This is a genomic window from Dyadobacter pollutisoli, assembly GCF_026625565.1.
Taxonomy (GTDB): Bacteria; Bacteroidota; Bacteroidia; order Cytophagales; family Spirosomataceae; genus Dyadobacter; species Dyadobacter pollutisoli.
Map to the genome: position 1 here is coordinate 1,282,091 of NZ_CP112998.1, position 25,191 is coordinate 1,307,281.

Here is a 25,191-nt window from a genome sequence, read left to right on the forward strand (position 1 = left end):
ATCCCAACCATTTACTCCCAGTACATCGAAGCTTTTTCTAACCAATACTTAAAAAATTACGGCAAATGCAACTTACTCTGTTTACCGTAGTCCCTTTGACACAGATCGACTGAGCGTTGGCAGGATAAAATTTATCCACAGGAAATATGTAAAGAATAAAAGCAAAATCGGAGAAGACTCCATTAAAGCATTCGCACCAGATGACCGAAATTTCTCTTAATTGAAGAGATTTTAGTCAGGATAAACCCCGTTCCTGAAGCCGTAGCTTTTTCGCATAGTAAAGTTTGTCAAAAATATCCTGTTCACTGGGAGGAAATATAATAAGTTTGTCTGACTGCTGACAATAGCGTCTGAATTGCACAGGATCTCTCAAATAAGCGCCACATATATCAAGTTCGTCAGTAGCATATATTCTCCCATGTAGGGACTCTCTTAGCTCCAGAAAATGAAATAAGTCCCCTATACCTTTGCCGGATATTTGCCTGAGTGATAACAAGAACGTCTCTAGATCATCCAAATACACCGACCACGGATAGGTTGCGGTGTGCTCTTTTAAAAGCATCAAAGAAAGATCAGTTTGCAAACTTCCAAAGCGCTCCAAGGTAACAACGATTGAGTAAACATCCTGGATTCGGGATGGGTCTACTTCATAAAGAGCTCTTCCCTTTTGATCCTTTATCGTAAAATTTTGATCAGAACAAAGATGATCATGAATTCTTTTACACTGATCATAGCCATACTGTATGCTACTTTTAAAATCGGCTTTTAACCTTTTTACCGCCATTTCCGCATTGCGAAAAGGCGCGCGCAATTTGGTGGCTTTTACTTCAACAATTAGCGCACGACCCTTATAGATGATGAGCAGGTCCTGCTCTCCGCCGGATCCCACAATATAGTTTTCATAGAAGAACGCCTGCTTCGAATCAAAAAATCGTCTGAATGTCCCACTAACCTTTTTTTCGAGGACCTTGTCCTTATGCCGGTGTAAACGTTCCGACAGACTGACACTTGCAGACAGATGAGTATAAAGTCTTTTGTAGATTGCGACAGGAATCTGCTTCTGATAAACGTGCAAATACCTGTTAGCGGAAAGTCTGATGATTGGCTGGAGCTCAAAAGGACTTTCAGCAGAATAATAAACCACTTTTGAATCTTCTTGCGGAACAAAGCTGAAATGCTCCAGGAACTTATCAACAATATTGCGAGGAAATTTTTCGTACAGATCCTCAGGTGAAAAAAGAAGGTAAGCGTGTGGCCTTTGCTCGAAAGCTGCCAGCGCTTCCCTTACCTGAGCCGAAAGGCGTGGATAGGTGGCCTCACCGAAAGGCATACTGTCACTGAGTCGTTTGAAATCTAAATATTCCTCTGATTTAAGAAAGGCAGTTGATGCGGCGTACTTAACTCTTGTGACTTGTTCAGAATATTTATAGATCTCAACCATCTGTTCAAATGTGAGGCCAAAATCAGTTGCAATGACGGAATCGAAAGGTTTAAAAACAATCTTTATTTTTTCGATATCCTGTTCCACATATGTTAACGTTGCGTTATCAAAATGGTTACGGAATGCAAGCTGATGAATCACCGCCTCCAGGTTATAATCCTTTGGTGCCACATACCGAACATCATCCTTAATTTTATCCAATGTCTTTGCAAAGCCAATTATCTGCCCCTGGTTGTATTCAAAGCTACTTCTTTGCTGCTGATCGCTAAAAGCGTTCAGGGCAATCATGTAAAGGAAATCTTTGACTTTGGAATCAAACCTACCCATGACCTCGGAGCCCAAATCAGAGGGTTTTTGCCTTATGTAATGAGCAAAGAAACCAGCGAAGCTTTCAAGATCAAATTTTGATACCATTGCTCGAAGTACACCTATCTCCTTTTCAACACTCATTACCAATAATTTATGAGATTCTACAATACGTGTCCTTTAAGCATCCAATCTTTAAATATAAAATGACTCCTTCAATAATGAACAATCTTTCTCGTCATTCGCTGACTCAACAGCTCTTTTGTAGACTGGCAGTTGTCACCAATGAAAGGACACATTACAAAAGGCCCTTTAACCTGGGGCCGTCGGCATAGTGTTATTGATCAGTGGTGCTCAATTACTTTTTGAACAGTAATGACAGACACCCGCGTAATGGTGATTGCTAAACTTTCTTCAAAAGAGTTGTCTAAGTTATCATTGTAACTCTCTGCCGGGAAGACTACATATGTGCTCTTGGAAAGGTAACGCGACAACAGAATTCAAATCCTGGCTCTTGCTCACTTTCACCGGAATCTACAGAGTTATTCGGACCAACTGTTTTTGTCCCAAAATGTCCGACATTTGGCTCATTAAGATGCCGGATACCTTCTACTTTTACAATCTGAATCAGTAATAAATGTCGCAAACTCAGCAAGTCATTTTTGTTGTACCTCCATATGTACACGTGCTAGATCTGACCGGACCAGTTCAGGTTTTTTATGAAGCCGCTGAGTACGGTGCTCCGTATCAGCTACGGTATTGCTGTTTCCAAAACCGGGTAACAAGCTCGGCAGGTCTTCCGATAGGTGTGGTTGAGCACTTTACGGAGCTGCTACCTCAACGTGGCGATTTGATTTTTGTCCCCGGAATGGACATACATTATATCCGATCAGAAGAATTTAGAGCGGAGCACGATTTCTTTGACTGGCTTCGTGCGCAACACCGTCTGGGAGTTATGTTATGCTCTGTTTGTACTGGCGCTTTTATTATGGCCCAGACTGGCCTTTTGAACGGACGGAAATGCACTACGCACTGGAAGCGCGTTGATGAAATGCAAACAACTTATCCACAAATCCTAACCCAACATGACCGGTTATTCGTAAACGATGGCGGGATTTATACCAGCGCCGGAATTACCGCCGGCATAGATATGGCACTGGCAATTCTGGAAGAGCAGCAAGGTCCGCTGCTTGCCGCGAAGATAGCCCGCGAATTAGTCGTTTATCTACGCCGCGGTCCCCACCATTCGCAGAAAAGCGTTTACCTTGATTACCGCAATCACATGAATGTAGCCGTTCACCAGGTGCAGGACTGGCTGATTGCGAATCTAAAAACCAGGTTTACGTTGGACACGCTCGCCGAGATCGCCGGTATGAGTACGCGCAACATGACCCGGACATTTCGAAAAGAGACCGGGATTTCCATTCATGACTACACCACGCTACTACGGCTGGAGCTGGCCCGTACTTTAAGACATAATCCCGACATGACCATGGAAGCCATTGCACAGAAGTGTGGTTTTCAGGATGCACGCCAGTTACGCCGGATCTGGCAGAAAGACAAACTTAAAAACAACACAGTATCTTTTATTTCATCTTAATTTCATTAGCCCATGAACATCATTCTTCGTTACACATCTTACTTGTTCGCTGCCTGTTGGCTCATTGCCGCTTGCAGCCCACTTTTGGCAAAGAACATATCTCCCAGAGAAATACCAATGTCGTGTTATTGCAAGCCCTGCGGCAGTGATTGTGATCTGGAACGGCACGAAAAGCCCGGCAATTGTCAGGATTGCGGAATGCCTCTTATCGAAGGCACTCCTGCCCTTTCAGATTCACTGATGCGAACCGAGAAGCAGGCTAAAAAGCGAAATGTGGCTATTTTTATTCACAATGGTGTAGAAATTCTGGATTTCGCAGGCCCTAGTGAAGTCTTTGCTTCAACAGATGGGTTTAATGTCTATACTGTCTCGCTCTCCGAAGAACCGATCATCAGTCAGGGATTCATTAAGGTAACTCCAAATTATAGCTTGACAGATTGTCCCAAGCCTGATATTGTGGTTTTACCCGGAGGTGATACCGGTCCGTTCATTGAAAATAAGCAACTCATTGACTGGATAAAAAACGCTTCTACCCATGCAGAAGTAATGTTGTCGGTTTGTACAGGTGCCGGACTGCTTGCCAAAGCGGGACTGCTGGACGGTAAACAAGCGACTACTTTTCATTCTTACATCAAGAAGCTACAACGGGCAACGCCCAAAGCAAAGATTCTGTCAGATACCCGCTTTGTTGACAATGGACAAATCGTCACGACTGCGGGTGTTTCCGCAGGAATTGATGGTGCCCTACATGTAGTTGCCAGGCTAAAAGGACAGGCCATGGCTACCCAAACGGCTCGCTATATGGAGTATGATAAGTGGAAGCCGGACGAAGGACTGATTGTTAAGCCGTCAGAGAAGGGTGCGGCAGAGAATAAATAGACATACATTGCTAATGAATTCCATTGACCGTGTTCTGTGGGTACAAATGATAGTAAGCAATGGCTTTTATTAAAATACGCTCCGGACTATAAACAAACAATAGGCCATTAATCGAAACCGCCGCCGGTCAAGTTCAAGCAGCTGCAAGGGAAGTTGAGAAAGACATCTCAAATTTGGCCTATGATTTACCCAAACCCTGCTTCGGATGTACTAAAAATTGCCTTGCCAGGCTCTAATCCGCATGATTTCTATCGCCTTACATTTTTGTTTTCATGACAGGGTGTTCAAAACAATCCCATACTATCGAAAAATCAATTGTCTCGCAACCGCGGACCATCAGCCTTTTTTTGATGGACTTTACAGGTCAACCGGACTTAATAAATCCAATATAAAACAATGGCCGTTACCGTATTTTTCCGCAGTAAAAAATTTCTTATAATAAAGTCTGCCTTTCCTCAATAGCTTTCGAGATACTCGGAAGGTGATTTTTTATATAACTCCTTAAAAGCCGTGGAGAAATTAGTTGGATGGTCAAATCCAACCATATAGGAAGTTTCGGAAACCGGATGCCCCGCCCGCAACAGGTCAATGGCCCGCCGGAGACGGTAGGTCCGGATGAGCCGGGCCGGACTGACCCCAGCCAGCATAGTGAGCTTACGGTTCAGGGTGCGGATGCTCATGGCTACTTCGTCGGCCAGCGACTCGGCCCGGAACGAGGAATCGTCCAGATTCGCTTCAATGAGCAGATTTAACCGTGCGACAAAAGCCTCCTGAACGGCCATTCGTAGCGGCTCCGGACCTTGAGGTACGGTGGGAGATAAGCCGATCTTTTTTTCGTAGAAGTCACGTAGTTTTTGCTGGCGACTGATCAGGTTACGCAACCGCAGTCGCAGCTCATCCAGATCAAAGGGCTTGGTAAGGTAGTCGTCCGCGCCTTCGGCCAGCCCCTGGTGACGGTTCGCTGCCGCCGACCGGGCCGTGAGCAGCACCACGGCAATGTGATCGGTGACGGGGTTGGTTTTGAGACGCCGCGTCAGTTGGTACCCATCCATTTCGGGCATCATCACATCACTGACTACTATCTCGGGCAATTCATCCAGAGCGATATCCAGGCCTTCGCGCCCCGTCGAAGCGGTCAGTACCCGGTAGTGACCCGATAGGGACTCCGCCAGGAAGGTCAGCAATTCGGTATTATCCTCCACCAGCAGGATCAGTGGACGGGTAGCATTATGTTCTGCGGCTTCGGGCCGGGCACGGGTAAAGAGCCAGGGGCCGGCATCCGTGGCTACCTTGCTGGGTAACATCTCCACCGGCTCCTCCTCCGAGATGGGATGAAAAGGTAGCGCCAGTGTGAAGGTGGTCGCCAGGCCAGGGGTACTTGCCACCGCTATGGTGCCCCCTACCAGCCTGGTAAGTTCGTGCGCCAGTGCCAGCCCAATGCCTGAGCCTTCGTACGCCCTGGTCAGGGAGGTATCTACCTGGTAGAAACGATCAAAAATGTGCAGCAGATGTTCAGAGGGGATACCGATGCCGTTATCTCTGATCGTGAGCACTACCCGATTTTCTTCTACCTGGCAGCGAACGGCTATCTGACCATCTGCGGGGGTAAACTTGATGGCGTTGGAAAGCAGGTTTTTGAGGATTTTCTCCCATTTGTCGGCATCAAAGAGTGCAGCCAGGCTGGAATGTCCGGAGGAAAGCAGCAAGCTGAGCCCCTTCTCCTCGGTTATATCCCGAAAAGAGTCCACGACCTGTCCCACAAAGGCCACGATGTCTCCCCTTGACTCCACGACTGGCAGGCTGTCGGCTTCCAGTTTGGCGAGGTCTAGCAGTTGATTGACCAGGTGCAGGAGCTGACGGGCATTGCGGTGGATGGTAGTCAGGCCATGCCGGGTTCTTTCGTCCAGATAGGGGGTTTGCAGGAGCGTGACGGTCGGGCCCAGAATCAGCGACAGGGGCGTCCGAAATTCATGGGTAATGTTATCAAAGAACCGCGCTTTCAGATCCGCGACGGCTTTACTGTGGATAGACTCCCGGAGCTGGCTCACGTACCGGGCGGTCTTATCAATGGTCAGTTCCAGATCCTGGAAGTTGATGGGCTTTATTACAAAATCAAACGCGCCCCGGTTCATAGCTGTACGCACGTTGTTGATATCCCCGTAAGCAGATACCATTACCGCCCGACTGGTAGGCAGCAGATCGGGCAGTTGCGAGAGAAGGGTCAGACCATCGATGTCGGGCATATTGATGTCGAGCAGAATCACATCAATGTTGGCATCCTCCCGGATGGTGTTGAGGGCCTGCTGCCCGTTGGCCGCAAAACGAAACACATACTCTCCCGCGCTGATCCGTCGCCGGAACCGCTGCTGCATCAGCGGCTGCAATTGCACTTCGTCGTCCACGACAAGTATGCTGGTACTCATATTCCGGTGGCATGATTATCTACCACAAATTCACCGAGCTTGTCTTTCAACAGCCTAAAGTCAATGGGCTTGGTCAGGAAATCGTCGGCCCCGTAGCGAGCGGCCTGCTGCCGGTTGTTCTGATCGCCGTAGGCGGTCACCATCACCACCGTCGGCGGGCGGTGCGGGTGGATGTTCCTGATGCGACGTAAAAGTTCCAGGCCGCTCATGCCTGGCATGTTGATATCCGACAGAATCAGAACCGCGCCGAGCCGGGCATCATGGCCAGGGCTTCTTCACCCGAACGGGCAAAGGTCAGTTGTACTTCGCCCCGGCTCGTTTCGTGCCGGAATCGCTGCTCAAACAGCGTTTGCATCTGAGCCTCGTCGTCAACTACTAAAATTTTCATGTGTGGAGGGTAGTTAATTGCTGTGGTAAACTCATTGTAAATACAGTTCCTTCTCCTTCCCGACTCTCGACCTTTATCTCTCCTCCATGGCCCTTGGTTACAATGTCGTAGCTCAGGCTCAACCCTAAGCCCGTGCCTTCACCCGTAGGCTTGGTGGTAAAGAAGGGCTGGAAGATCTTGCTAATGATCTCCTCCGGTATTCCGTTGCCGTTGTCCTTTACAGACAACTCTACCTGACCCTGAACCCGGCGGGTACTGATCCACACCGTCGGCTGGTAGGTCCCTTCGTCGGCTACTCCGGCCACTGCTACCTGTTTGTACTGCTTTTCCCGCACGGCGTAGAAGGCATTGTTGCACAGATTCAGCAACACCCGCCCGATTTCCTGCGGAGCCACCTCCACCGGGGGTAGCGTATTCTCGAAGTCCGTAATGAGCTGCACCTGGAAGTCGGGGTCCCGGGCCGGATCACCGGGGGTGCGGCCTTCCGACCGCCGCATGCCGTTGTAGGCCAGCCGCAGGTACTCGTCGGCCAGGGCGTTGAGGTCGGTGGGCCTTCGCTCGTCGGAGCTGCTACGACTGTGCTCGAGCATGGAGCGGACGATGGCCGACGCGCGTTGTCCGTTCTCGGCGATGTAGCCCATGTTATCACGTAGGTAGCTGGACAGGTCTATGACGGCCTCCATATTTTGGCTTTTGGCGCTCTCTTGCAGCTCCTCGGCCAGCTCGGCGGATACCTCGGCGAAGTTGTTGACGAAGTTGAGCGGGTTCTGGATCTCGTGGGCGATACCGGCCGTGAGCTCGCCCAGGCTGGCCATTTTTTCTTTCTGGATGAGTTGACTTTGGGTAGCTTTCAAGTTATCCAAAGATTGTTTCAATTCCTGGGTCCGTTCCACTACTTTGGTTTCCAGGTTTTCGGCATACTGGGTCAGTTCCTCCTTCGACTGCCGCAGCGACCGCGTCATTTGGTTGAAATTCTGGGCCAGATCTCCGATTTCATCCCGAACCTCCACCGGTACCTGTACCATCAGATTCCCCGCATCTACCTGGCGCACCCCTTCCAGGATCTGGTGGAGGGGACTCAGCAGGTTGGAGCGCAGAAACCGCTGCAGCCCCACCACCACGGCCAGGGTAGTTAAGGGGATCAGGATCAAAAAGGCGGCCGACAGGCGGTAATTCACCAGGTCAAAGTTCGGCAGGTCCACGACCAGTTGCCGCAGCACGATCGGCGTGAGAGCCAGAATGATGAGCAGGGGACACAGCACAAGACCCACTACTTTGGCCTGAAAGGAAGTGCGATGGGGGGTATAGTTTAGGAATACAATGCCGGCATAGGTGATTTGAAACAATATCAAGGGGGGTATTACAAAATACGAAAGCATAAATGGTGTGAGGCCCCAATGAATGACCGGGGGCAAAAACGCTACCGAAACCCAGATCAAAAAAGTTAAGAACGCCAATTTTTGAAAACCTCTTAACACTTTTTTGCTTGGGGTGGGCCAATCTGATTTGCTCTCCGCTCGGCTTGCTTTTCTGCCATATATCAATACTACCCACAAGGTACCAGCTATATGTGGATATGTTATATAAATTGCGTCCAGGTCGGATAGACAAAAGGCGCCCCCCAGCATCAAGGACACAATCAATATTACTAAAAGTGACTCCCGCTTGTAGGGATTGCCCCCGCACTGGTAGGCAAACCCTACATAAAATAAAAGCGCTATGCCCAGAATAATGTTACTCAGCCCATACATAAGGCCTTTGAAGGAGAGAGAAACAACCAGATTATTGAGGGTCTGCATTGTATAAAACAAACAGGTCGCCAGTAAATAACCAGCAAACAGTTTGGCTTCCAGATTCTTAGCCGGCAGGCTGAGCAGGTAGATCAGTACTGTCAAACCAAGGGTAAGCTGAGCCACCGAAACTATAACGAGCACATTTAATTCATACCAGGTAGTATTCATGGGGATCTTAGGTTAAGGGTATGATTCCAGAGGAATTCTAATGATCAGTTCAGTAAAGCAACCAGGTTCTGTTTCCAACTGCATCTCCCCCCATGGCCCTTGGTGATGATCTCGTAGCTCAGGCTTAGCCCCAGGCCGGTGCCCTGCCCGGTGGGTTTGGTGGTAAAGAAAGGCTGGAAGATTTTGTCGCGGATGCCCTCGGGAATGCCACTGCCGTTGTCTTTCACAGATAACTCTACCTGACTCTGAACCCGGCGGGTACTGATCCACACCGTCGGCTGGTAGGTCCCTTCGTCGGCTACTCCGGCCACTGCTACCTGTTTGTACTGCTTTTCCCGCACGGCGTAGAAGGCATTGTTGCACAGATTCAGCAACACCCGCCCGATTTCCTGCGGAGCCACCTCCACCGGGGGTAGCGTATTCTCGAAGTCCGTAATGAGCTGCACCTGGAAGTCGGGGTCCCGGGCCGGATCACCGGGGGTGCAGCCTTCCGACCGCCGCATGCCGTTGTAGGCCAGCCGCAGGTACTCGTCGGCCAGGGCGTTGAGGTCGGTGGGCCTTCGCTCGTCGGAGCTGCTACGACTGTGCTCGAGCATGGAGCGGACGATGGCCGACGCGCGTTGTCCGTTCTCGGCGATGTAGCCCATGTTATCACGTAGGTAGCTGGACAGGTCTATGACGGCCTCCATATTTTGGCTTTTGGCGCTCTCTTGCAGCTCCTCGGCCAGCTCGGCGGATACCTCGGCGAAGTTGTTGACGAAGTTGAGCGGGTTCTGGATCTCGTGGGCGATACCGGCCGTGAGCTCGCCCAGGCTGGCCATTTTTTCTTTCTGGATGAGTTGACTTTGGGTAGCTTTGAGCGTATTGAGAGATTGTTGTAGTTGGGCGGTACGATCGGTTACCTTTTTTTCAAGGGTTTCGTTTTGTTGAGCCAGAATGAGTTGTTTCTCCTGTTCGTGTGCCAGCGTTTGGGCCGATAGTTTCTTTACAGTAGCCAACTGAATCGACAGGCTTTTACTGGTAAAGGCAAACTCCCAGGCCAGGTAAATGGACAGGAAAATAGGTATCGGCCAACTGCGAAGAAGATCGTATGGCAAAATAAAGGCCCGGTTTAGTGGTAACCAGGTCGTGTAATCGTTCACGATCCGACCGACCATTCCCAACAAGGCCATCCCCAGTCCGGCTAGAACGATGGTGGAACCCCTTCGTTTGCGACTGACAGCCGAAATGGTCAGGCGGAGAGCCTCGGCCAGCATTACGACGGCGGATCCAATCTCAATCCAGGGAACACCGGTTTGATAGTTAGTTAAATAGATAACCATCAACAGGCCACAGGCAACCAGCGAGGCGCGAAAATAGGATGACTTCGGTAGGTCGAAAGTCGCATACAGGGCCTTTACCAGGAAAATGTAGATAAACGGGCAAAGCGCCCCCCGCAGCCAACCCAGATACATCAACAGCCGCAGATTGGTAAGTTGGTTTACTTGGAACAGCCCCAAAATCATCCAGTAAAAACAATAAATCAGTACTGAAACAGCAAAATATAGATTGGCGCGTTGGGACGGGTAAAACAGGAAAAAGAAGAAATGCAGCAGCGACAGGATGAAAAATATACCTATACTGGTAAAGACAAAGGATACAAAAAGGTTATGATTGGAGCGGTTTATTGAAAATCGTTCCATATCATTTATTCCGACCAAATACAAGAAATTTGAGTTTTGCGCAAACCTGTTATAGGGCAAATGTGGTTGAACGGCAAACCGAACGGCCAGCACATACGCTGAGTTTGCAGCTGCGGGTAAGCCAATCAGGTTTTTGTATTTAAAAACGAATTTGGCCTCCCCGGCATGGGGTGATACCATGCCCAATTGTTGCCGGAGATGACCATTTATGAAGAGCTCCGAGGCACCGGACTGCATGACTCTCATGCCCAGGGCTTGTTGGGTAAATATGGCGCTGTCTACCTGAATATGCAACCGGAGCCAGCCGATGCCGGCCCGGCGTACCTGGGGAAGTTCCGTGATATCCCGCGCAGGATTAATACTTTCCCAGCCAGAATCGTCAAAATCAGGTTTGGCAAATTCGGGATTATCGCCGGCGTGCCATCGCCAGCCTTTGTCGAGCAGAAGCCCTTGTGGCGGGAGGCTGTCGATTCGAAAAATCGGCGCACTGTCGGATTGCGCCCGTGCGCCATATATAGTAAGGCAAACCAGTATAAAGGGCAGGAGTTGTTTCATGGTGAAGCCTTATGAAAGTGGCAGACAAACCATAAATTCCGTATTTGCTCCTTCACAGCTCTCGATCTTCATCTCGCCCCCGTGGCCCTTGGTGACAATGTCATAGCTCAGGCTCAGCCCCAGACCCGTCCCTTCTCCTGTAGGCTTGGTAGTAAAGAAGGGCTGGAAGACTTTGTCGCGGATAGCATCGCGAATTCCGCTGCCGTTGTCTTTCACAGATAACTCTACCTGACCCTGAACTTGCCGGGTACTCACCCACACCGTCGCTTGGTAAGGGGCTTCTTCTGGTAATCCGGCATTGACCAGCTGCTGGCCTTGCTTCTCCCGTACGGCATAGAAGGCATTGTTGTACAGATTCAGCAGCACCCGCCCGATTTCCTGCGGAGCTACCTCCACTGCGGGCAGGTCCGGATCGAAATCAGTAATGAGCTCTACCTGAAAGTCGGGTTTCTGGGCTGGATCGCCGGGGGGGCGGCCTTCCGACCGCCGCATGCCATGGTAGGCCAGCCGCAGGTACTCGTCGGCCAGGTCGTTGAGGTCGGAGGGCCGGCGCTCGTCGGATCTGCTGCGGGAGTGCCCGAGCATGGAACGGACGATGGCCGACGCCCGCTGTCCGTTCTCGGCGATGTAGCCCATGTTCTCACGCAGGTCGTTGGACAGGGCCGTGGCCACGGGGATGTCGCCCGCGCCGACGGTCTCGGCCAGCTCTTCGGCCAGTTCGGCGGAGACCTCGGCGAAGTTGTTGACGAAGTTAAGCGGGTTCTGGATCTCGTGGGCGATGCCAGCCGTCAGCTCCCCCAGGGAAGCCATTTTCTCTTTCTGAATGAGCTGGGTCTGGGTGGTTTTGAGTGTATCGAGAGCGAGTTGAAGTTGGTTGGTTCGTTCGGTCACCAGGGCTTCCATCTGGTGGCTGTAGCGGTGCAGGGAGTCTGTCATGCGGTTGAACTGCCGGGCCAGCGTTCCCACCTCGTCGTTGACCGTCACGGGTACCTGCACCGTCAGATTCCCCACGTCGACCTGGCGCACCCCGTCCAGGATCTGGTGGAGGGGACTCAATAGATTGGACCGTAGAAAAAGCGGCAGTCCCACGATAACAGCCAGCGCGGTGAGTGGAATCAGGATCAAAAATGCTACCACCATCTGGTGGTTCACCAGGTTGAAGTTCGGTAAGTCCACAATCAGTTGATGCAGCAGAATAGGTGTAAGTCCTAAAATGATGAGCAGGGGACACAGCACCAGGCCCACAACTTTGGCCTGAAACGAGGTGCGCTGCGGGGTATAGTTCAGAAAGACAATGGCCGCATACGTGATTTGAATAAGATTCAATGAGTGTACCACATAGTACCAAAGTGTAAATGGAGGATATCCCATAAGGCTGGCCACGGGATTATAAATGACAATTGCCCAAATTGAAAAATTGAGGAACGCCCACTTTTGAAAGCCTCTCAGCATTTTGGTGGGGTCAGTAGACCGGCCCGATTCAAGTTTAGCTCGGCGGGCCTTTCTGGTATAAACCCCTACTACCCAAGCTTCACTCGTCAAAAAGGCCAGAGCTTGAATGATATTTCGAGTGCCGATACCTTGTAGCAAAAGGGTCAATGCCATTGTTAGACCCAAAACTAACAATACCCAATTGGACTCCTTTTTAAAAGAATTCCCTCCGCATTGGTAGGCAAACCACACAAAAAATAAATTTGCAAAGGACAGAATGAAGTTACCCACCCCTGCTAGAACTCTGTGAAAGGGGGGGATGTATTACAATGTTGTATAAAACATCATTGGCAAAAAATAGACACACTGAAAAGAAGTACCCTAAAAAGAGTTTGGCTTCCAGATTCTTATTGGGTAAGCTGAGTAGGTAGCTCAGAATTGCGAGGGCAAGGGAAAGTTCGGCCATCAACGCAACAGCGGATACATTAAATTCAAACCAGTCAGGGTTCATCGGGTCTTTGGTTCAGGGTATGATTTTTTATAAATTCTCACTAGTAACCTAGTGGCTATACAGAAGCGGTAGCTTCGGTAATTGGGCTATAAGTACTGCCGGATATGCCGGCAGTACCCTTCTTTACCTTGCGGAGAAACCATACCTTCAGGTGCTTTAGGTAGTGTACGGCACCTGGACTCAGACCCAATGACCTCCGAAAGGAGTTACGCTGATTTTTTTTGTGGGCAATCAGCTAATTTATTCATTTTCTTTACATTAAATTTAAATTAATAAAGATTTTCCGCTACCTAATTGGATACGCCCCCCCCGGCTCCGCTCTTCCTCGGAACCCGTGGCCCGGCGATTGGCAGCGTTGACAGTCTTCTTGCTAAAAGTGTTGGTGTAGGTAAATTGCACCACCCGTGGTTCAAAGTTAAGCCCCCAACTACTCACCTGCCTCACCGCGGGGTTGTCGGTAATGACCCGCAGGCGGTTCGTCCAGAACAGATCCGTTACGTTTACCAGCAGATTTCCGCCACTCTTAAATTTTTTCTTCAACCCGGCATTGACACTCCCCATGGCTTTTACTCTGGCAATACCCATGAACGAGGGAGTGGTATAAAAAAGGGCGAGTTCCGCGGTCCAGGTCTTGCTCAGGGTAAACGTGCTGGCGTTGAGCCCATTGCCGGCAAAGATCCGTAGCGATACGGGTTTGCCCTCCGCCAAGGTTTCGATCGCCTGTCCGTACCCGGTCAGGTTGGTTTGCATATGCCACCAGTTGGTGAGGCGCACCGGGAACGAGAAGGTCGTCGTCAGCCCGTTGATCGAATTAATATTCTCTGGCCTTCCCACGGACGTACCGGAGGTGGAGTCCACCCGGATCCGGAAGCGGTCCAGGGCGTTGCGGTCGTGGGTGTACCGGACCGTGAACAGGTAGCTGCTCTTAAACCGATAGGTGGCCTCCACGGCATCCGTAAAGGTGGGCAGAAGGTTCGGGTTGCCCGTCACAAATGTATAGGGGCTGGTAAAAATCACCCACGGAGCCAGAAGGGAATACTGAGGCCGGGCGATCCGGCGGCTGTATGCCAGTCGCAGACTGCTGGTTTTGTTTAAGTCCTTCGTCCAGAAAATACTTGGGAAAAAGCTTCCGTAGCGACGACGAACCACCGGTGGCTCGCCGGGCTCACCCAAATCAGTACGGGTGTATTCGTAGCGCAGGCCGGCCTGTAATTTCTGACCTTTAGGGAGCTGAAACTGCCCGTTCGCATACAGCGCGTCAACAACCTCATCCAGGTCATACAATTGGCTGAGGCCCGCGTCGCGTCGCCATATCCCGTCGCGATTTTTGCTGACGGTCAAGTCGTTGCTCAGCTGCATCCGGGTCGACTTAGCCCCAAAATCGAGGCGGTGCTGCTTTCCCAGCGCCTGGCTGTAATCGGCTTTCAGAACCCAGATCCGGATGGGCGATTCTTTGGTAATGTTGGTCAGATCAGTCTGGCTGGTACCTAGCTGGGGAAAGGCCGAAAGATTGGTATAATCGTGCGGGTTCTGGTTGTTGTAGATCAGGTAGTCCACATCCAGGCTGAGTTGCTGCTTCCCGGCAAAGGTATGCCGCACGTTTGCATTGACCATCTGGTGGTACCAGATATTCTTTCCATCGTCAGTCAAAATACTTTGTTCCATCAGCGGACCATTTTGGCGAATGTTCGTCACGCGAGTCGCGTCTTCGTAAAAACCGTTGAAAAAACCCGCAAACTGCCCACCAATCACCGTATTGGGGCTTAGGCTATAGTCAAAGCCCAGGCGGGCGTTGTGGGTTTGTCTGCGGTGGTAGTTTTGGCTATTGAAGTCCCATAAACTCACGATCCCTTCGTTGCTGATGCGCATGTCACCGATAAATTCCATCCACGTCCGGCTGTGCAGCACGGAGTAATCCCCGAACAGATTCAGGTTTTTCTTCCGGTAGTTTAACAAAAGCGAGCCGTTCAGGCGTTCGAACCGTCCCAAGCCCGCCGACAGCGTGTAGCTTCCGTTGGTGCCTTCGTTGATATTTTTTTTCAGCACAATGTTGATCAAACCGGCATCTCCCTCCGCATCGTACTGGGCGGGTGGGTTCGTAATCAATTCCACTTTGTCAATGTTCGAGGCGTTCATGCCGCTTAGCATCTGCACCACGGCCTCCATGGGCAGGCGGTTCAGTCGGCCGTCGATCATCACAAGCACGCCATTTTTGCCGTTCAGTGAAAGACCACCGTTCTGGCGATTGACCGTTACACCCGGCGAACGTTCCAGTACATCGAGGGCCGAGCCCCCGGCGGCGGTCAGCATATTTTCCACATTCACCACAAGCTTGTCCATTTGCTGCTCGAACAGTGGCTTTTTGGCCAATACATTTACTTCGGTCAGTTGGTGGGCTTCGGGCGTGAGTACCAGGGAGGGTAACTGATGACGGGCCCCGGTGGCCAGGGTGATCGGCGTAGAGTACCGTTTTTCGAAACCTACTGCCGAAACTGCCACTCGAAAGGTACCCTCACGGGTATTTTCAATTACAAAGTGTCCTGATTCGGTGGCTATCGCTCCTTTGACCAGCGATGAGTCAGTCCCGTTGAGCAGAAAAACGGTAGCATAGGGTACGGGACTTCCCTTGCTGTCCTGAACCGTGCCTACAACAGACTGTCCGGAGGCTTCTATGGCCAATAGTGCCATACACATGATAATGGGGAGGTACAATGACTTCATAGCGATTCACGATTAGTTTGTATGTTGTACAAACTTCGTTTATCCCTGACTCCCAGTCATTTGATTTTCGGTCAAAAAGCTTTGGATTCCGGACAGGCTACCTTAGATGTAGTACTTGCAGACACTTTTTGCCGTTTGAAGGGCCCTCAGTCATTTGATAGGGGAGTGGCCTACATTCGCACGAAATGTTCCATCGAGATACTTTGAATGGTAAAACAACCTGAAGAGCTGTGTTGGATAACTTACTTTGGTTGATTTAATGGGTTTTTTGCCCAAAAACTGGTTAACAAACGCACATTCTGCCAAGCAAGCATACCGTAAAGAAAAGAACCCTTTTTTGACTGATTCACCTAACTTCGGTAGCATAGATTTCCATTTGTTCGGGAGTCAATTGAAGTACTGACAGCGCTAGATGCTCAGGGTGGCGAACGAAACAATTCAGTGATACCTACACCATAAATCTTATTGAAACTAGCGAGGTGGCGGAAATGACCTGAGTGGACTGAACCTCTCGTAGGTTTCAAAAATATCACCATTCTTTCCCATTCGGGGATCGCCTGTTGTGGTCAGGTAGGATTTTAATTTTTTGTCTAGGGCCGCTACAATATTTTTCATATTCGACTGGGCGGCCAAATTGTGCAGACAGGCCGGGTCTTTGATGATGTCGTACAGTTCCTGGCCGGGGCGTTTGTCGACCGCCATATGGAAAAATGGAGCCACGTCTGGCCTCTTACGGTTGGAAAAAACGTAGGATTCATTAAAATCATCGATGTCGAAATAGGCGCTGTCCAGACCGGCGAGTTTACCGCCTTCTTTGATTTCCTGCGGATCGCCGGCAGGCCAGCGGTCAGGGTAAACGTTCCAGATGTACAGATATTGCCTGGTGCGGATGCAGCGCTGCGGATATCCCAGATTTTTCCAGCGTGAAGAAGAATGCCGCTCCCGAGATGCATAGACCGCCTCGCGGCTTTTGTCTACTTCCCCCTGACCTTCGCCGGTGAGAATGTTCATCAGGCTTTTCCCGGCTATTGTTTTGGCGTCGAAGGGAACACCGGCCGCTTCCAGAAAGGTTGGCGCAAGGTCCGTCAGGCTCACAGGGTCGTCGATCTTCCGATTGCCTTTTGCCTTGCTTGCCCAACGGATGGCCAGCGGCAGATGGATACCATACTCATAGACATTGGCTTTGGCCCGCGGGAAAGGCATGCCATTGTCGGAAGTGACGACAATGATGGTATTGTCCAGTTCGCCCGTTTCTTCCAGCGTATGTATGATGCGTGCGAGATGGTTGTCAAACCATTGGATTTCGTACAGATAGTCCATGATATCGGACTTGACTTCGTCGCTTTCCGGCAGAAATCCGGGTACTCTCACCTTTGATATATCCATCCCGCTTCGCTTGCCGATGCCGGTAGGATAGCGCCTGTGCGGCTCCTGGGCTCCGAACCAAAAGCAAAAAGGTTTGTCCTGGGGTTTGGAGGAAAGAAAGTTTTTGAAATTGCCAGCATAGTCGTTGTTGCTGATCCCTTTGGGCGCTTCCATGGTCAGCTTACTGAATGCCGGGCCCGCGGGATTTCTGTTGCGACCCGAAATTTTGAAATTACCAGGCCCCCAGCCCTTTCCGGTATGCCCGATAAAGTAACCTGATGCTTCAAGCAGGTCGGGATAGGTTTTGAATTGCTGCGAAAATGAGCTGGCATGCGTGCCGGCATGTTCCAGTTGCCAGCAGTTCTTCCCTGTCAGAATGGCGGCCCGGGAGGGGCTGCACCCTGGCGAGGCGGAGAATGCATTGGTGAAAAGAACACCTTCGCGGGCAACGCGATCAAATGCGGGCGTGCTGACGCCTTGGTAACCATACGTCGAGGCATGGGGATAGGATTGATCGTCGGAAATGACGAACAGGATGTTCGGGCGTTTGGCGGTAGACGATTTGTCCGGGTGGGCCATGACGGGTTGTTTGCCGGTTTTGGCGGCAAACAAGAACACGGACAGAACAAACAAGGCCGATAAGCTGATAAGGTTCTTTTGCATAAAACTTTATTGGGCGTTGTATTTTAATGGTTATTTGGCATAGCCTGGATTTTGCTCGATCACCGCGTTGGTGTTCCGCTCGATTTCACTGTATGGAATCGGGAACAGGTTGTTGTGCGGTTCAACGTCCACGCCAAAGTGGGCGGCGGTAGGATGACCGTTGCAGTATTTCGCCGTTCTTGCGTAAAGCAAACCCAGACGGTTCAGCGTGAGCCTTCTTTTTTCTTCAACGCCAAGTTCCCGCATTCTTTCATCCAGAATAAAATCGATTGTCACTTCCGCAGGCGTTACCAGTTTGGCATGAGCGCGCGCGCGGACCACATTGATATCGGCGGCGGCGGCCATTTGATCACCTAAGCCCAAATGCGCTTCGGCACGCAGCAGGTATGTTTCAGCCAGCCTGATAAAGTATTGGTCCGAGTAAGTCGTGCCCGCGCCGGAAGCATTCAACGTTTTTAAAACCGGGTCCACAAACAGCTCTGCAGGATGCTGCCCAGGAGTGGTAACCTTGGACTGATACGGATAGAAATTCCGGATCGTATCATCTAGGGTCTTTCTGAAAACACTTAAATGGTCGGAGAGCTTTTGCCCATACCAGGCCGAGGCCGGATTGTTGAACTTGACGTCGCGCACAAAATTATATTCCGAATTGCGTATATCATTCCAGTCATATTTCCAGATGCCATATGTAAAATGGTTCGTCCCCCGAAAGCGACCGATCCCACGACCACCTGTGTAATCAGAAACACCCAGTGATAAAAATGGACTTATGCCGGAGGGATCCTTGTAGGGAAAAGAGTAAGGCCTTGGAGAATGATCACGTTCCAGCATCGGTCCGGCAAGGGAAGCCGAACGCACCACGCCACCCAATACATCGACTTCGTATTGAAACACCCAGATACCTTCACTGTTTCCGGCGCTCCGGTTTTGGTTAAACCGGCGAAACAAGTCCCAATACACATCGCCCGGCTGCTTTGAAAGCGATCCGAACCGCTGGGTCATCAATTTGTTGTTTGTATTGGCAATCACTTTTGAGGCTGCATCAACTGCATCCTGGAAGCGCCCGAGGGACAAATAGGTTTCGGACAGCAGGTGATTTGCCGCTGATGCGGATACTTTCCCGTCTTTTACCTGTTCCACGTCCGGCAGCAACGAAGCCGCAAATGCAAGGTCGTCGGCCGCCTGCTGGTAAACCTGCTGCCGGGAAGCGCGGGTATAGTCGGTTTTGGGTGAGCTGACCTCGTTGAGCTCGATCGGGACGCCGCCGTAGAGGTGGGCAAGGTTCCGGTAGGCGAGTCCGCGGAAAACCCTCGTTTCGGCTTCAATTGCCTTTTTTTGATCGTCGGTGAAACTGGTATTTCCTAACCTGTTGAGGATAATGTTGGCGCTGGAAATGATCTTGTAATACTGTTGCCAGTGAAACAGGGCCTGCACTGAGGTGGTCGTCAGCGTAGCTGGGTAGCTGCCAAAACGTTCATTGAGCTGCTGGGCTGCATTATAGCCCAGGTCTGTGCCGTAAATGTGGTCAAGCGGCCGGTGCTCACCCTCCGATAATGTGCCGCGCGTCAGGTCGTATAACGCGATGATGGCGGAATTGAAATCGCTTTCTGTGATAAACGAATTTTCCGGGCTGGCAAAATCTTTGGGAACCTCGCGCAGAATTTCCTTTTCGTTACAACCCGCTGTCAGTATGGTGATCAGCAGGACCCATTTATTGATTGAAGCAAAGTATCTCATACTGTTTTAAATTTAAAAGCGAACATCCAGACCTACTGAAAAACCTTTCATCACCGGCATGCCGGTTGATGATAACCCGGCCCCTGATTCCGGGTCCCAACCCTGCCATTTGGTCCATGTAGCCAGGTTTTTGCCGCTGACAAACAGTTTCAAACCCTGTAATCCGAGTTTTTGGATCATAGAGGCTCCCAGTGAATAAGAGATTGTAACGTCCTGAAGACGGACAAAACTCCTGTTGCCGTAATAATTGTATTCAGTCGCTGCACCCTGATCGAGGCTGCGGTAGCGGGCGTTGGGGTTGGCCGGAGTCCAGTAATCGAGTTCCCGCCAGAAATTGTGGCGCCGGGCATTATCCCCGATTCCCATCGCGGTGGGCATATTCAGGCCCAGGTAGCTATTGGGTCCACCCTGAATGGAATTGAGGAAAAAGCGGAACGTAAAGTCTTTGTACTGGAATTCATTCAACAAACCAAAATTGAATGCGGGCTCTGTACGCCCGCGGATCACCCGGTCGTTGGCGTCTATAAAACCGTCATTGTTTTGATCGATAATTCGGTGAGTGCCTACAAAAAAGCCCTTGGGAGGTTCTTCGCTGAGCTGAATAATCCCACCCGATTCGTAATCGTAGATCGCCCCGATGGGCTGACCGATGAATAGCCCGCTAGCCACAAGGTCGTCCTCAACGCCATCCCCATTATTGTCCTGCCCGAGCAGCTTCACGATCCGGTTGCGGTTAGCGGCCAGGTTGAAGCTGACATTCCATTTCAGGTTTTGTCCGGCTATCGCTTTGCCATTCAGCATGAGCTCGATCCCCCGGTTGGCAATGTTGCCTATGTTGGAGGTGATCTGGCTGAAACCCGTCACTTCGGGGATGTTAACATCGAAGATCAGATCGCTGGTGGTGGTAAGATAGCAATCGAGACTACCCGCGAGCCTGTTTTTCAGAACGGCGAAATCCAATCCAAAATTGAAACCGGTTGTCGTCTCCCAGGACAAATTTGGGTTGGCAAGGGTGGCTACCTGCTGACCGAATTCGGTAGGAGCGCCCTCACCGAAAACATAGGCCGGATAGATATTCATCCGCGCCAGCGAAGAATAGCGGTCCACCAGGTTCCCGTTCCGGGCATAGGAACCCCGTAGTTTCAGCATGCTGATATCCAGTGGTTTGAGGAATTCCTCCTCACTAATCACCCAGCCAAAGCCTATGGAGGGGAAAAGGGCTGTCTTCTTATTCTCCGCAAAACCTGAAAATCCGTCGCGCCGAATCGTGGCGGTGAGCAAATAACGGTATTTGAGCTCATAGTTAACCCTGGCCATCTGGTAGAGGAAGCTTTCATTCCAGGCCGAAGAAGAAATATTCTGGACAGTCGCCAGGCTCAGGTCGTTATAGCTAAGCCGGAGGCTGTTGTAATTGTAACCTGTCGCGTTGGATTCTTCAAAATTGCGCTCCCGCCGCCCCGCCACGAGTGTTATATCCAGGCTATGGATTTTGTTGAAAGTGGTTTTGTAATTGACAATATGATCTAATGTCCAGTCGTAGGAGGTCGAATTGATCTTGTATGCGGTTCCCGAAGCGCCGTTCAGGTAAGGATTGCTGCTGTAATGCTGGTCCCAGGAGTAATTGTGACCGTAATTGAGCCGGTAGGTAAGCCCCGGCACAAATGGGACATCGATGCCCGCGTAGAGGTTGCCGAAAAGGCTGTTACGCTTGTCGAGATCATCGGCATCGGCGACCAGGAATGGGTTGGCGACATTGGTACCAATGGGGTTGAGAATGAATTCGCCATGCTCGTCCCTGGGCGTCACCAGCGGCGCCATGAGCCGGATCCCACCTAACGCCGGGGCCACCCCGGAATAGTCCGAAAACGAACCCGAGCTCTGCACACCCACTTTAAACCATTTCGAAATTTTGTTTTCGACATTGATCCGCGTCGTGATCCGCTTAAACTTGTCGTTCATGACAAAGCCTTTCTGGTTGGTATACCCGCCCGACAAGAAATAGGAAAGGTCTTTGGATGTGCCCTGCACGCTCAGATTGTGGGCGGTAATGAAGCCGGGATTGGTCGTTTTGTCCCACCAGTCGAAATTGGTGCCATTATTGAGACCTTCCCGGACCGGCGGGTCGGCAATATAGTTCTCAATATTGTAATCCGGGTTTGGGGTGGTGAAATCCGGTGCCAGGTAGGCATTTTTCCAGTCCTGGTCCATCACTTTTTTAATATAGCCCTCCCTGTCAAACAAATGCAGCGAATTCACAGGCGATTGCGTGGTATAGCTGCCGGTATAACTGAATACCGGTTTGGTGGTTTTTTGTCCGCCCTTGGTGGTGATCAGGATTACGCCGTTGGCTGCCTGGGCACCATAGATAGCCATGCTGCTCGGATCTTTGAGCACGTCCACCGATTCGATGTCGGCCGGGTTGAGGTCGCTCATGCTGCCGGTAAAAATGATCCCGTCCACGACTAGCAGCACATTCTGGTTCCCATTGATCGTCGTTCTTCCACGAATCGAGATCGTCGGATTTGCCCCCGCCGCGGTAACCTGCCCCACATTCAATCCCGGCACGGAGCCTTGCAGGGACTGGGCCAGGTTCACATTCGGCGACTCCCTGAATGCCTGGATGTCCGCACGTACCACCGAACCGGTAAGGTCACTTTTTTTCTGTGTTCCGTATCCCACAACGACTACTTCCGTCAGCGCTTTGGTGTCGCCCAGCATCGTCACATTAATCTGCGACTGGTTACCAACGCGTATTTCCTGATTGACATAACCAATAGAGGAAAATACAATGGTGTCGCCTGTAAGCCCGTCAGGAAGTGAAAGCAGGTAATGGCCCGAGATATCAGAGGACGTGCCAGTGACAGTGCCTTTCATTACGATATTCACGCCGGGGAGGCCTGCACCGGTTTCATCGGTTACCCGTCCTGAAAGCGTCCGTTCACTTATTTTTTCGGGTTGTCTCCCCTGATCCGGGACTGCTTCTATACCGGTCGGTTTGAGCCTGGTCAACAGTATCTTTCTGTTTTTAAGTACTTCGTAACCAATTTGTCGCGGTGCGAGCAGCTGTGAAAAGACGGCATCGAGCGGGAGATTTTCGCAAATAATCGTTAGTCGCTCCTCAGGAATCACTTCCCGCTGGTAGGAGAAGGTAATGTCTGCCTGAGATTCGATAGTGCGCAGCACATCTTTAAAACTTCCGTTTGTAACGCTGATGTTTATACGTTTCCTTAAAAGATCTTGTGCGACGCCATTGTGGGCATAACCGATGCCCGTCAGGATAATGATCGTAAGTAACTGTATCAATGAGATTTTCATGACCTTGAAAATCATTTTTTTGATAGATGATTCTGGCATAACTTTGAATGTTTTTGTTTTAGAGCAAAACACAAGGCCTGTGCTTGCATTCGCACTGCAAGCGGCCAATCCGGGAGCAAGGTGGCAACCTTGCTCCCTTTCTATGATGTGGGAGTTGTTTCGTTATCTGTCCATGTGCTTGTTGGTTAGGTTCAGGGTTTGAATTTATTGACAGCCTTTCGAATCGATAACCAGTTGCGCATCTACTTCTTTGTAGCTGGCACCGATAATGCGGCAAACCAGGTCCATGGTATCGTAAAGCGGTTCATTGCCGATTGTCGTCGTGATAAAGCAGTTTTTTAAGATCTCTTTGCTGTAGATCAAGTGGACACCGTACTTATTTTCGATATCCCGGAAAACATTCGCGACAGGTGCGTCGTCATATTGCGCAGTAGCCTGCGTGCTCGCCACAGGCACTGGATTTTCAACCAGTTTGCGGCTCAGCAGCTGATTTTCCCGATAATAAATGGCCTGCTGGTTGGGGAGCAACACAACGCCGGCAGTTTCTGGCGCGGCGAGCGTTTTCTTTTCCCGGCTATATACCGACACCCGTCCGGTACGTACACGGACAACCACCTGTTGACTGTCATCGGCCGAGTTAATCGTAAAACTGGTGCCTAAAACCTTGGTTATAACCTCGTTGGAATAGATGTAAAATGGTCTGGCAGGGTCTTTGGCGACTTCGAAGAAGGCTTCCCCCGTCAAGACGACCTTCCTCTCGTTTTTATCAAAGTGCCTCGGGTAGGAAAGCCTTGCGCCTTGCGAGAGTCTAATCATTGAGCCGTCTTCCAGGATAACATTTATGGGATGCTGGTTCGGGTTATTTTTTTCGATCAGGACGGTCTCTTCCTTGATCATCGTTGTAAGGTCTTGATAGCTAACCTTATTGGATTCCGGCAGTTGGAGTAATGTCCATCCAATGCCCAAAATAAGAATTACGGAGGCAGCGGCAAAAAACGGCCAGCTTTTGTACATCGGACGCGTTGCGGCTTCTTGCATTTCACTCTGGTGATTTATCTCAGACCTGATCCGTGACCAAACCAGCCTGGGCCTCAATGCACTCAGATCCTGCCGCTCGCCCTCTGCGAGTGCCAGTACCAGTTTTTTTGCCTGCGCCAGCTCGCTTGCACGGTCGGGATATTGCACCGCAAAATTTTCCCAGAAAACATTTTTTGTGCCAGTCAGTACCCATTGTACAAAACCGTCGTCGCTGAGAAAATCTTCACTCTGGTAATTTTTATATTTCATCTTCCTAAACCGCTATTGAGGCTATATCTATACAGATACACGATTCTGTAAATGGTAATCGGTTTGAAAAACTTTTTTTTGAAAAATTTAGCCGGGGAAAGTGCAGGCTTCGTCCGGTTATTGGAACAACAGCATTACCAGCACGGAAACCAAGGTGCGAAGGGAGGCCCGAAGCCTGGCGTAGGATTGGGTGAGCAGATTTTTTACCACTTGTTTTTGTACATTCATAACCAGAGCGGCTTGGTCGAGGCTCAGGCCCTGGTAAAAGCGCAAGTGCACTACTTCGCGCTGCCGGTTACTGAGCTCAGCCAACGCGATCTGAATGGTTTGTATAAGGGCCTGCCGCGTTTCCACGCCGATCGACTCCTGCTCACAAGAAACGGTAGACAGGTAATCCAGAAAACCGTCGATGTCGTCGGTTGTGTGAAAGGGCTCGTAGCGATTGTTTCGGTTGAGCTGGTTGCGCAGTGCCTTACAGAGGTAAAACCGGACATTCTCTACCTTGCCCAGGTATCGTCTTCTGCGCCAGAGGTTCAGGAAAACGTCCTGGATGGCATCCTCCACAAGCCCGGCATCGGCAACGATCCTAAGCCCATAGCTGGCCAGAGCGTCGAAATGACTGTTATAAATTTGCTCCAAGGCGGATTGGTCACCCACCACGAAATCTTGCCAAAGCTTGCTGTTGTCCTCCAAAACGCGTCGATTTGTTACTGGGATATTGCACGAAAATAGCAAAAATTGTTCTTTTTCGGTGAGGAATACCGTTTTGCTTAGCTTTTTTTATGGCAATCCACAGAAACACAATAGCACTTTTGTGGACTCCTCATCAAAACGGTGTATGGCAGAGTAGGTTCGCGCATTTTCCCCATTGTAGCGCAGCAGCGGTGGTCAAAATGGTCATAATTAACAAATTGATTAGTTTCATA

At 50.5% G+C, this 25,191-nt stretch carries 13 protein-coding genes and 2 pseudogenes; 2 read left to right on the forward strand and 13 right to left on the reverse strand.

The features are described 5' to 3' along the window. Positions 1–235 precede the first annotated feature (235 nt). Entirely contained in the window at positions 236–1,891 is a 1,656-nt protein-coding gene (locus ON006_RS05405) for a hypothetical protein (protein ID WP_244819495.1), read from the reverse strand. A 493-nt stretch (positions 1,892–2,384) separates the two neighbouring features. On the opposite strand from ON006_RS05405, the gene ON006_RS05410 reads away from it, so the two are divergent. After that, complete coding sequence (locus ON006_RS05410) at positions 2,385–3,347, forward strand: GlxA family transcriptional regulator (RefSeq protein WP_244819494.1); 963 nt, start codon at positions 2,385–2,387, stop codon at positions 3,345–3,347. 12 nt (positions 3,348–3,359) lie between these two features. After that, on the forward strand, positions 3,360–4,226 hold the full coding sequence (locus ON006_RS05415; RefSeq protein WP_244819493.1) for a DJ-1/PfpI family protein: 867 nt from the start codon (positions 3,360–3,362) through the stop codon (positions 4,224–4,226). Between the two features lie 455 nt (positions 4,227–4,681). Here the strand turns inward: ON006_RS05415 and ON006_RS05420 are convergent, their stop codons facing one another. From ON006_RS05420 to ON006_RS05475, 12 genes and pseudogenes are all read right to left on the reverse strand, one after another. Further along, entirely contained in the window at positions 4,682–6,016 is a 1,335-nt protein-coding gene (locus ON006_RS05420) for an ATP-binding protein (protein ID WP_244819665.1), read from the reverse strand. A gap of 75 nt (positions 6,017–6,091) precedes the next feature. Then, a pseudogene (locus ON006_RS32140) lies at positions 6,092–6,649 on the reverse strand (response regulator); the annotation flags it as partial. Further along, positions 6,646–7,037, reverse strand: a pseudogene (locus ON006_RS32275) (response regulator). The pseudogenes ON006_RS32275 and ON006_RS32140, both read right to left, overlap by 4 nt. After that, positions 7,034–8,998: a sensor histidine kinase gene (locus tag ON006_RS05435; protein WP_244819492.1), complete on the reverse strand. Its 1,965-nt coding sequence runs from the start codon at positions 8,996–8,998 to the stop codon at positions 7,034–7,036. Before ON006_RS05435 ends, ON006_RS32275 begins: the two are co-directional and overlap by 4 nt. A gap of 44 nt (positions 8,999–9,042) precedes the next feature. Then, on the reverse strand, positions 9,043–11,235 hold the full coding sequence (locus ON006_RS05440; protein WP_244819491.1) for a sensor histidine kinase: 2,193 nt from the start codon (positions 11,233–11,235) through the stop codon (positions 9,043–9,045). A 9-nt stretch (positions 11,236–11,244) separates the two neighbouring features. Then, the gene (locus ON006_RS05445) at positions 11,245–12,840 is read right to left on the reverse strand and encodes a sensor histidine kinase (RefSeq protein ID WP_267609962.1); all 1,596 of its coding nucleotides are present in this window, start codon (positions 12,838–12,840) and stop codon (positions 11,245–11,247) included. A gap of 601 nt (positions 12,841–13,441) precedes the next feature. Beyond that, positions 13,442–15,865: a TonB dependent receptor gene (locus tag ON006_RS05450; RefSeq protein ID WP_267609963.1), complete on the reverse strand. Its 2,424-nt coding sequence runs from the start codon at positions 15,863–15,865 to the stop codon at positions 13,442–13,444. A 504-nt stretch (positions 15,866–16,369) separates the two neighbouring features. Next, positions 16,370–17,926, reverse strand: coding sequence for a sulfatase family protein (locus ON006_RS05455; protein ID WP_244819488.1), 1,557 nt, complete (start codon positions 17,924–17,926; stop codon positions 16,370–16,372). Between the two features lie 30 nt (positions 17,927–17,956). Continuing rightward, entirely contained in the window at positions 17,957–19,663 is a 1,707-nt protein-coding gene (locus tag ON006_RS05460) for a RagB/SusD family nutrient uptake outer membrane protein (protein WP_244819487.1), read from the reverse strand. Positions 19,664–19,675: 12 nt separating this feature from the next. Continuing rightward, complete coding sequence (locus ON006_RS05465) at positions 19,676–23,017, reverse strand: SusC/RagA family TonB-linked outer membrane protein (RefSeq protein ID WP_244819486.1); 3,342 nt, start codon at positions 23,015–23,017, stop codon at positions 19,676–19,678. A gap of 165 nt (positions 23,018–23,182) precedes the next feature. Beyond that, a complete protein-coding gene (locus ON006_RS05470; protein WP_244819485.1) occupies positions 23,183–24,265 on the reverse strand; it encodes a FecR family protein in 1,083 nt (360 codons plus the stop codon). A 117-nt stretch (positions 24,266–24,382) separates the two neighbouring features. Then, a complete protein-coding gene (locus ON006_RS05475; RefSeq protein WP_244819484.1) occupies positions 24,383–24,958 on the reverse strand; it encodes an RNA polymerase sigma factor in 576 nt (191 codons plus the stop codon). Between the last annotated feature and the right edge of the window lie 233 nt (positions 24,959–25,191).

Excerpts from the sequence above, each read along its gene's own strand:
- ON006_RS05405 (WP_244819495.1), bottom strand. The coding sequence starts at position 1,891 with ATGAGTGTTGAAAAGGAGATAGGTGTACTTCGAGCAATGGTATCAAAA.
- ON006_RS05410 (WP_244819494.1), top strand. The coding sequence starts at position 2,385 with ATGTCGCAAACTCAGCAAGTCATTTTTGTTGTACCTCCATATGTACAC.
- ON006_RS05415 (WP_244819493.1), top strand. The coding sequence starts at position 3,360 with ATGAACATCATTCTTCGTTACACATCTTACTTGTTCGCTGCCTGTTGG.
- ON006_RS05435 (WP_244819492.1), bottom strand. The coding sequence starts at position 8,998 with ATGAATACTACCTGGTATGAATTAAATGTGCTCGTTATAGTTTCGGTG.
- ON006_RS05440 (WP_244819491.1), bottom strand. The coding sequence starts at position 11,235 with ATGAAACAACTCCTGCCCTTTATACTGGTTTGCCTTACTATATATGGC.
- ON006_RS05445 (WP_267609962.1), bottom strand. The coding sequence starts at position 12,840 with ATGGCATTGACCCTTTTGCTACAAGGTATCGGCACTCGAAATATCATT.
- ON006_RS05450 (WP_267609963.1), bottom strand. The coding sequence starts at position 15,865 with ATGGCACTATTGGCCATAGAAGCCTCCGGACAGTCTGTTGTAGGCACG.
- ON006_RS05455 (WP_244819488.1), bottom strand. The coding sequence starts at position 17,926 with ATGCAAAAGAACCTTATCAGCTTATCGGCCTTGTTTGTTCTGTCCGTG.
- ON006_RS05460 (WP_244819487.1), bottom strand. The coding sequence starts at position 19,663 with ATGAGATACTTTGCTTCAATCAATAAATGGGTCCTGCTGATCACCATA.
- ON006_RS05465 (WP_244819486.1), bottom strand. The coding sequence starts at position 23,017 with ATGCCAGAATCATCTATCAAAAAAATGATTTTCAAGGTCATGAAAATC.
- ON006_RS05470 (WP_244819485.1), bottom strand. The coding sequence starts at position 24,265 with ATGAAATATAAAAATTACCAGAGTGAAGATTTTCTCAGCGACGACGGT.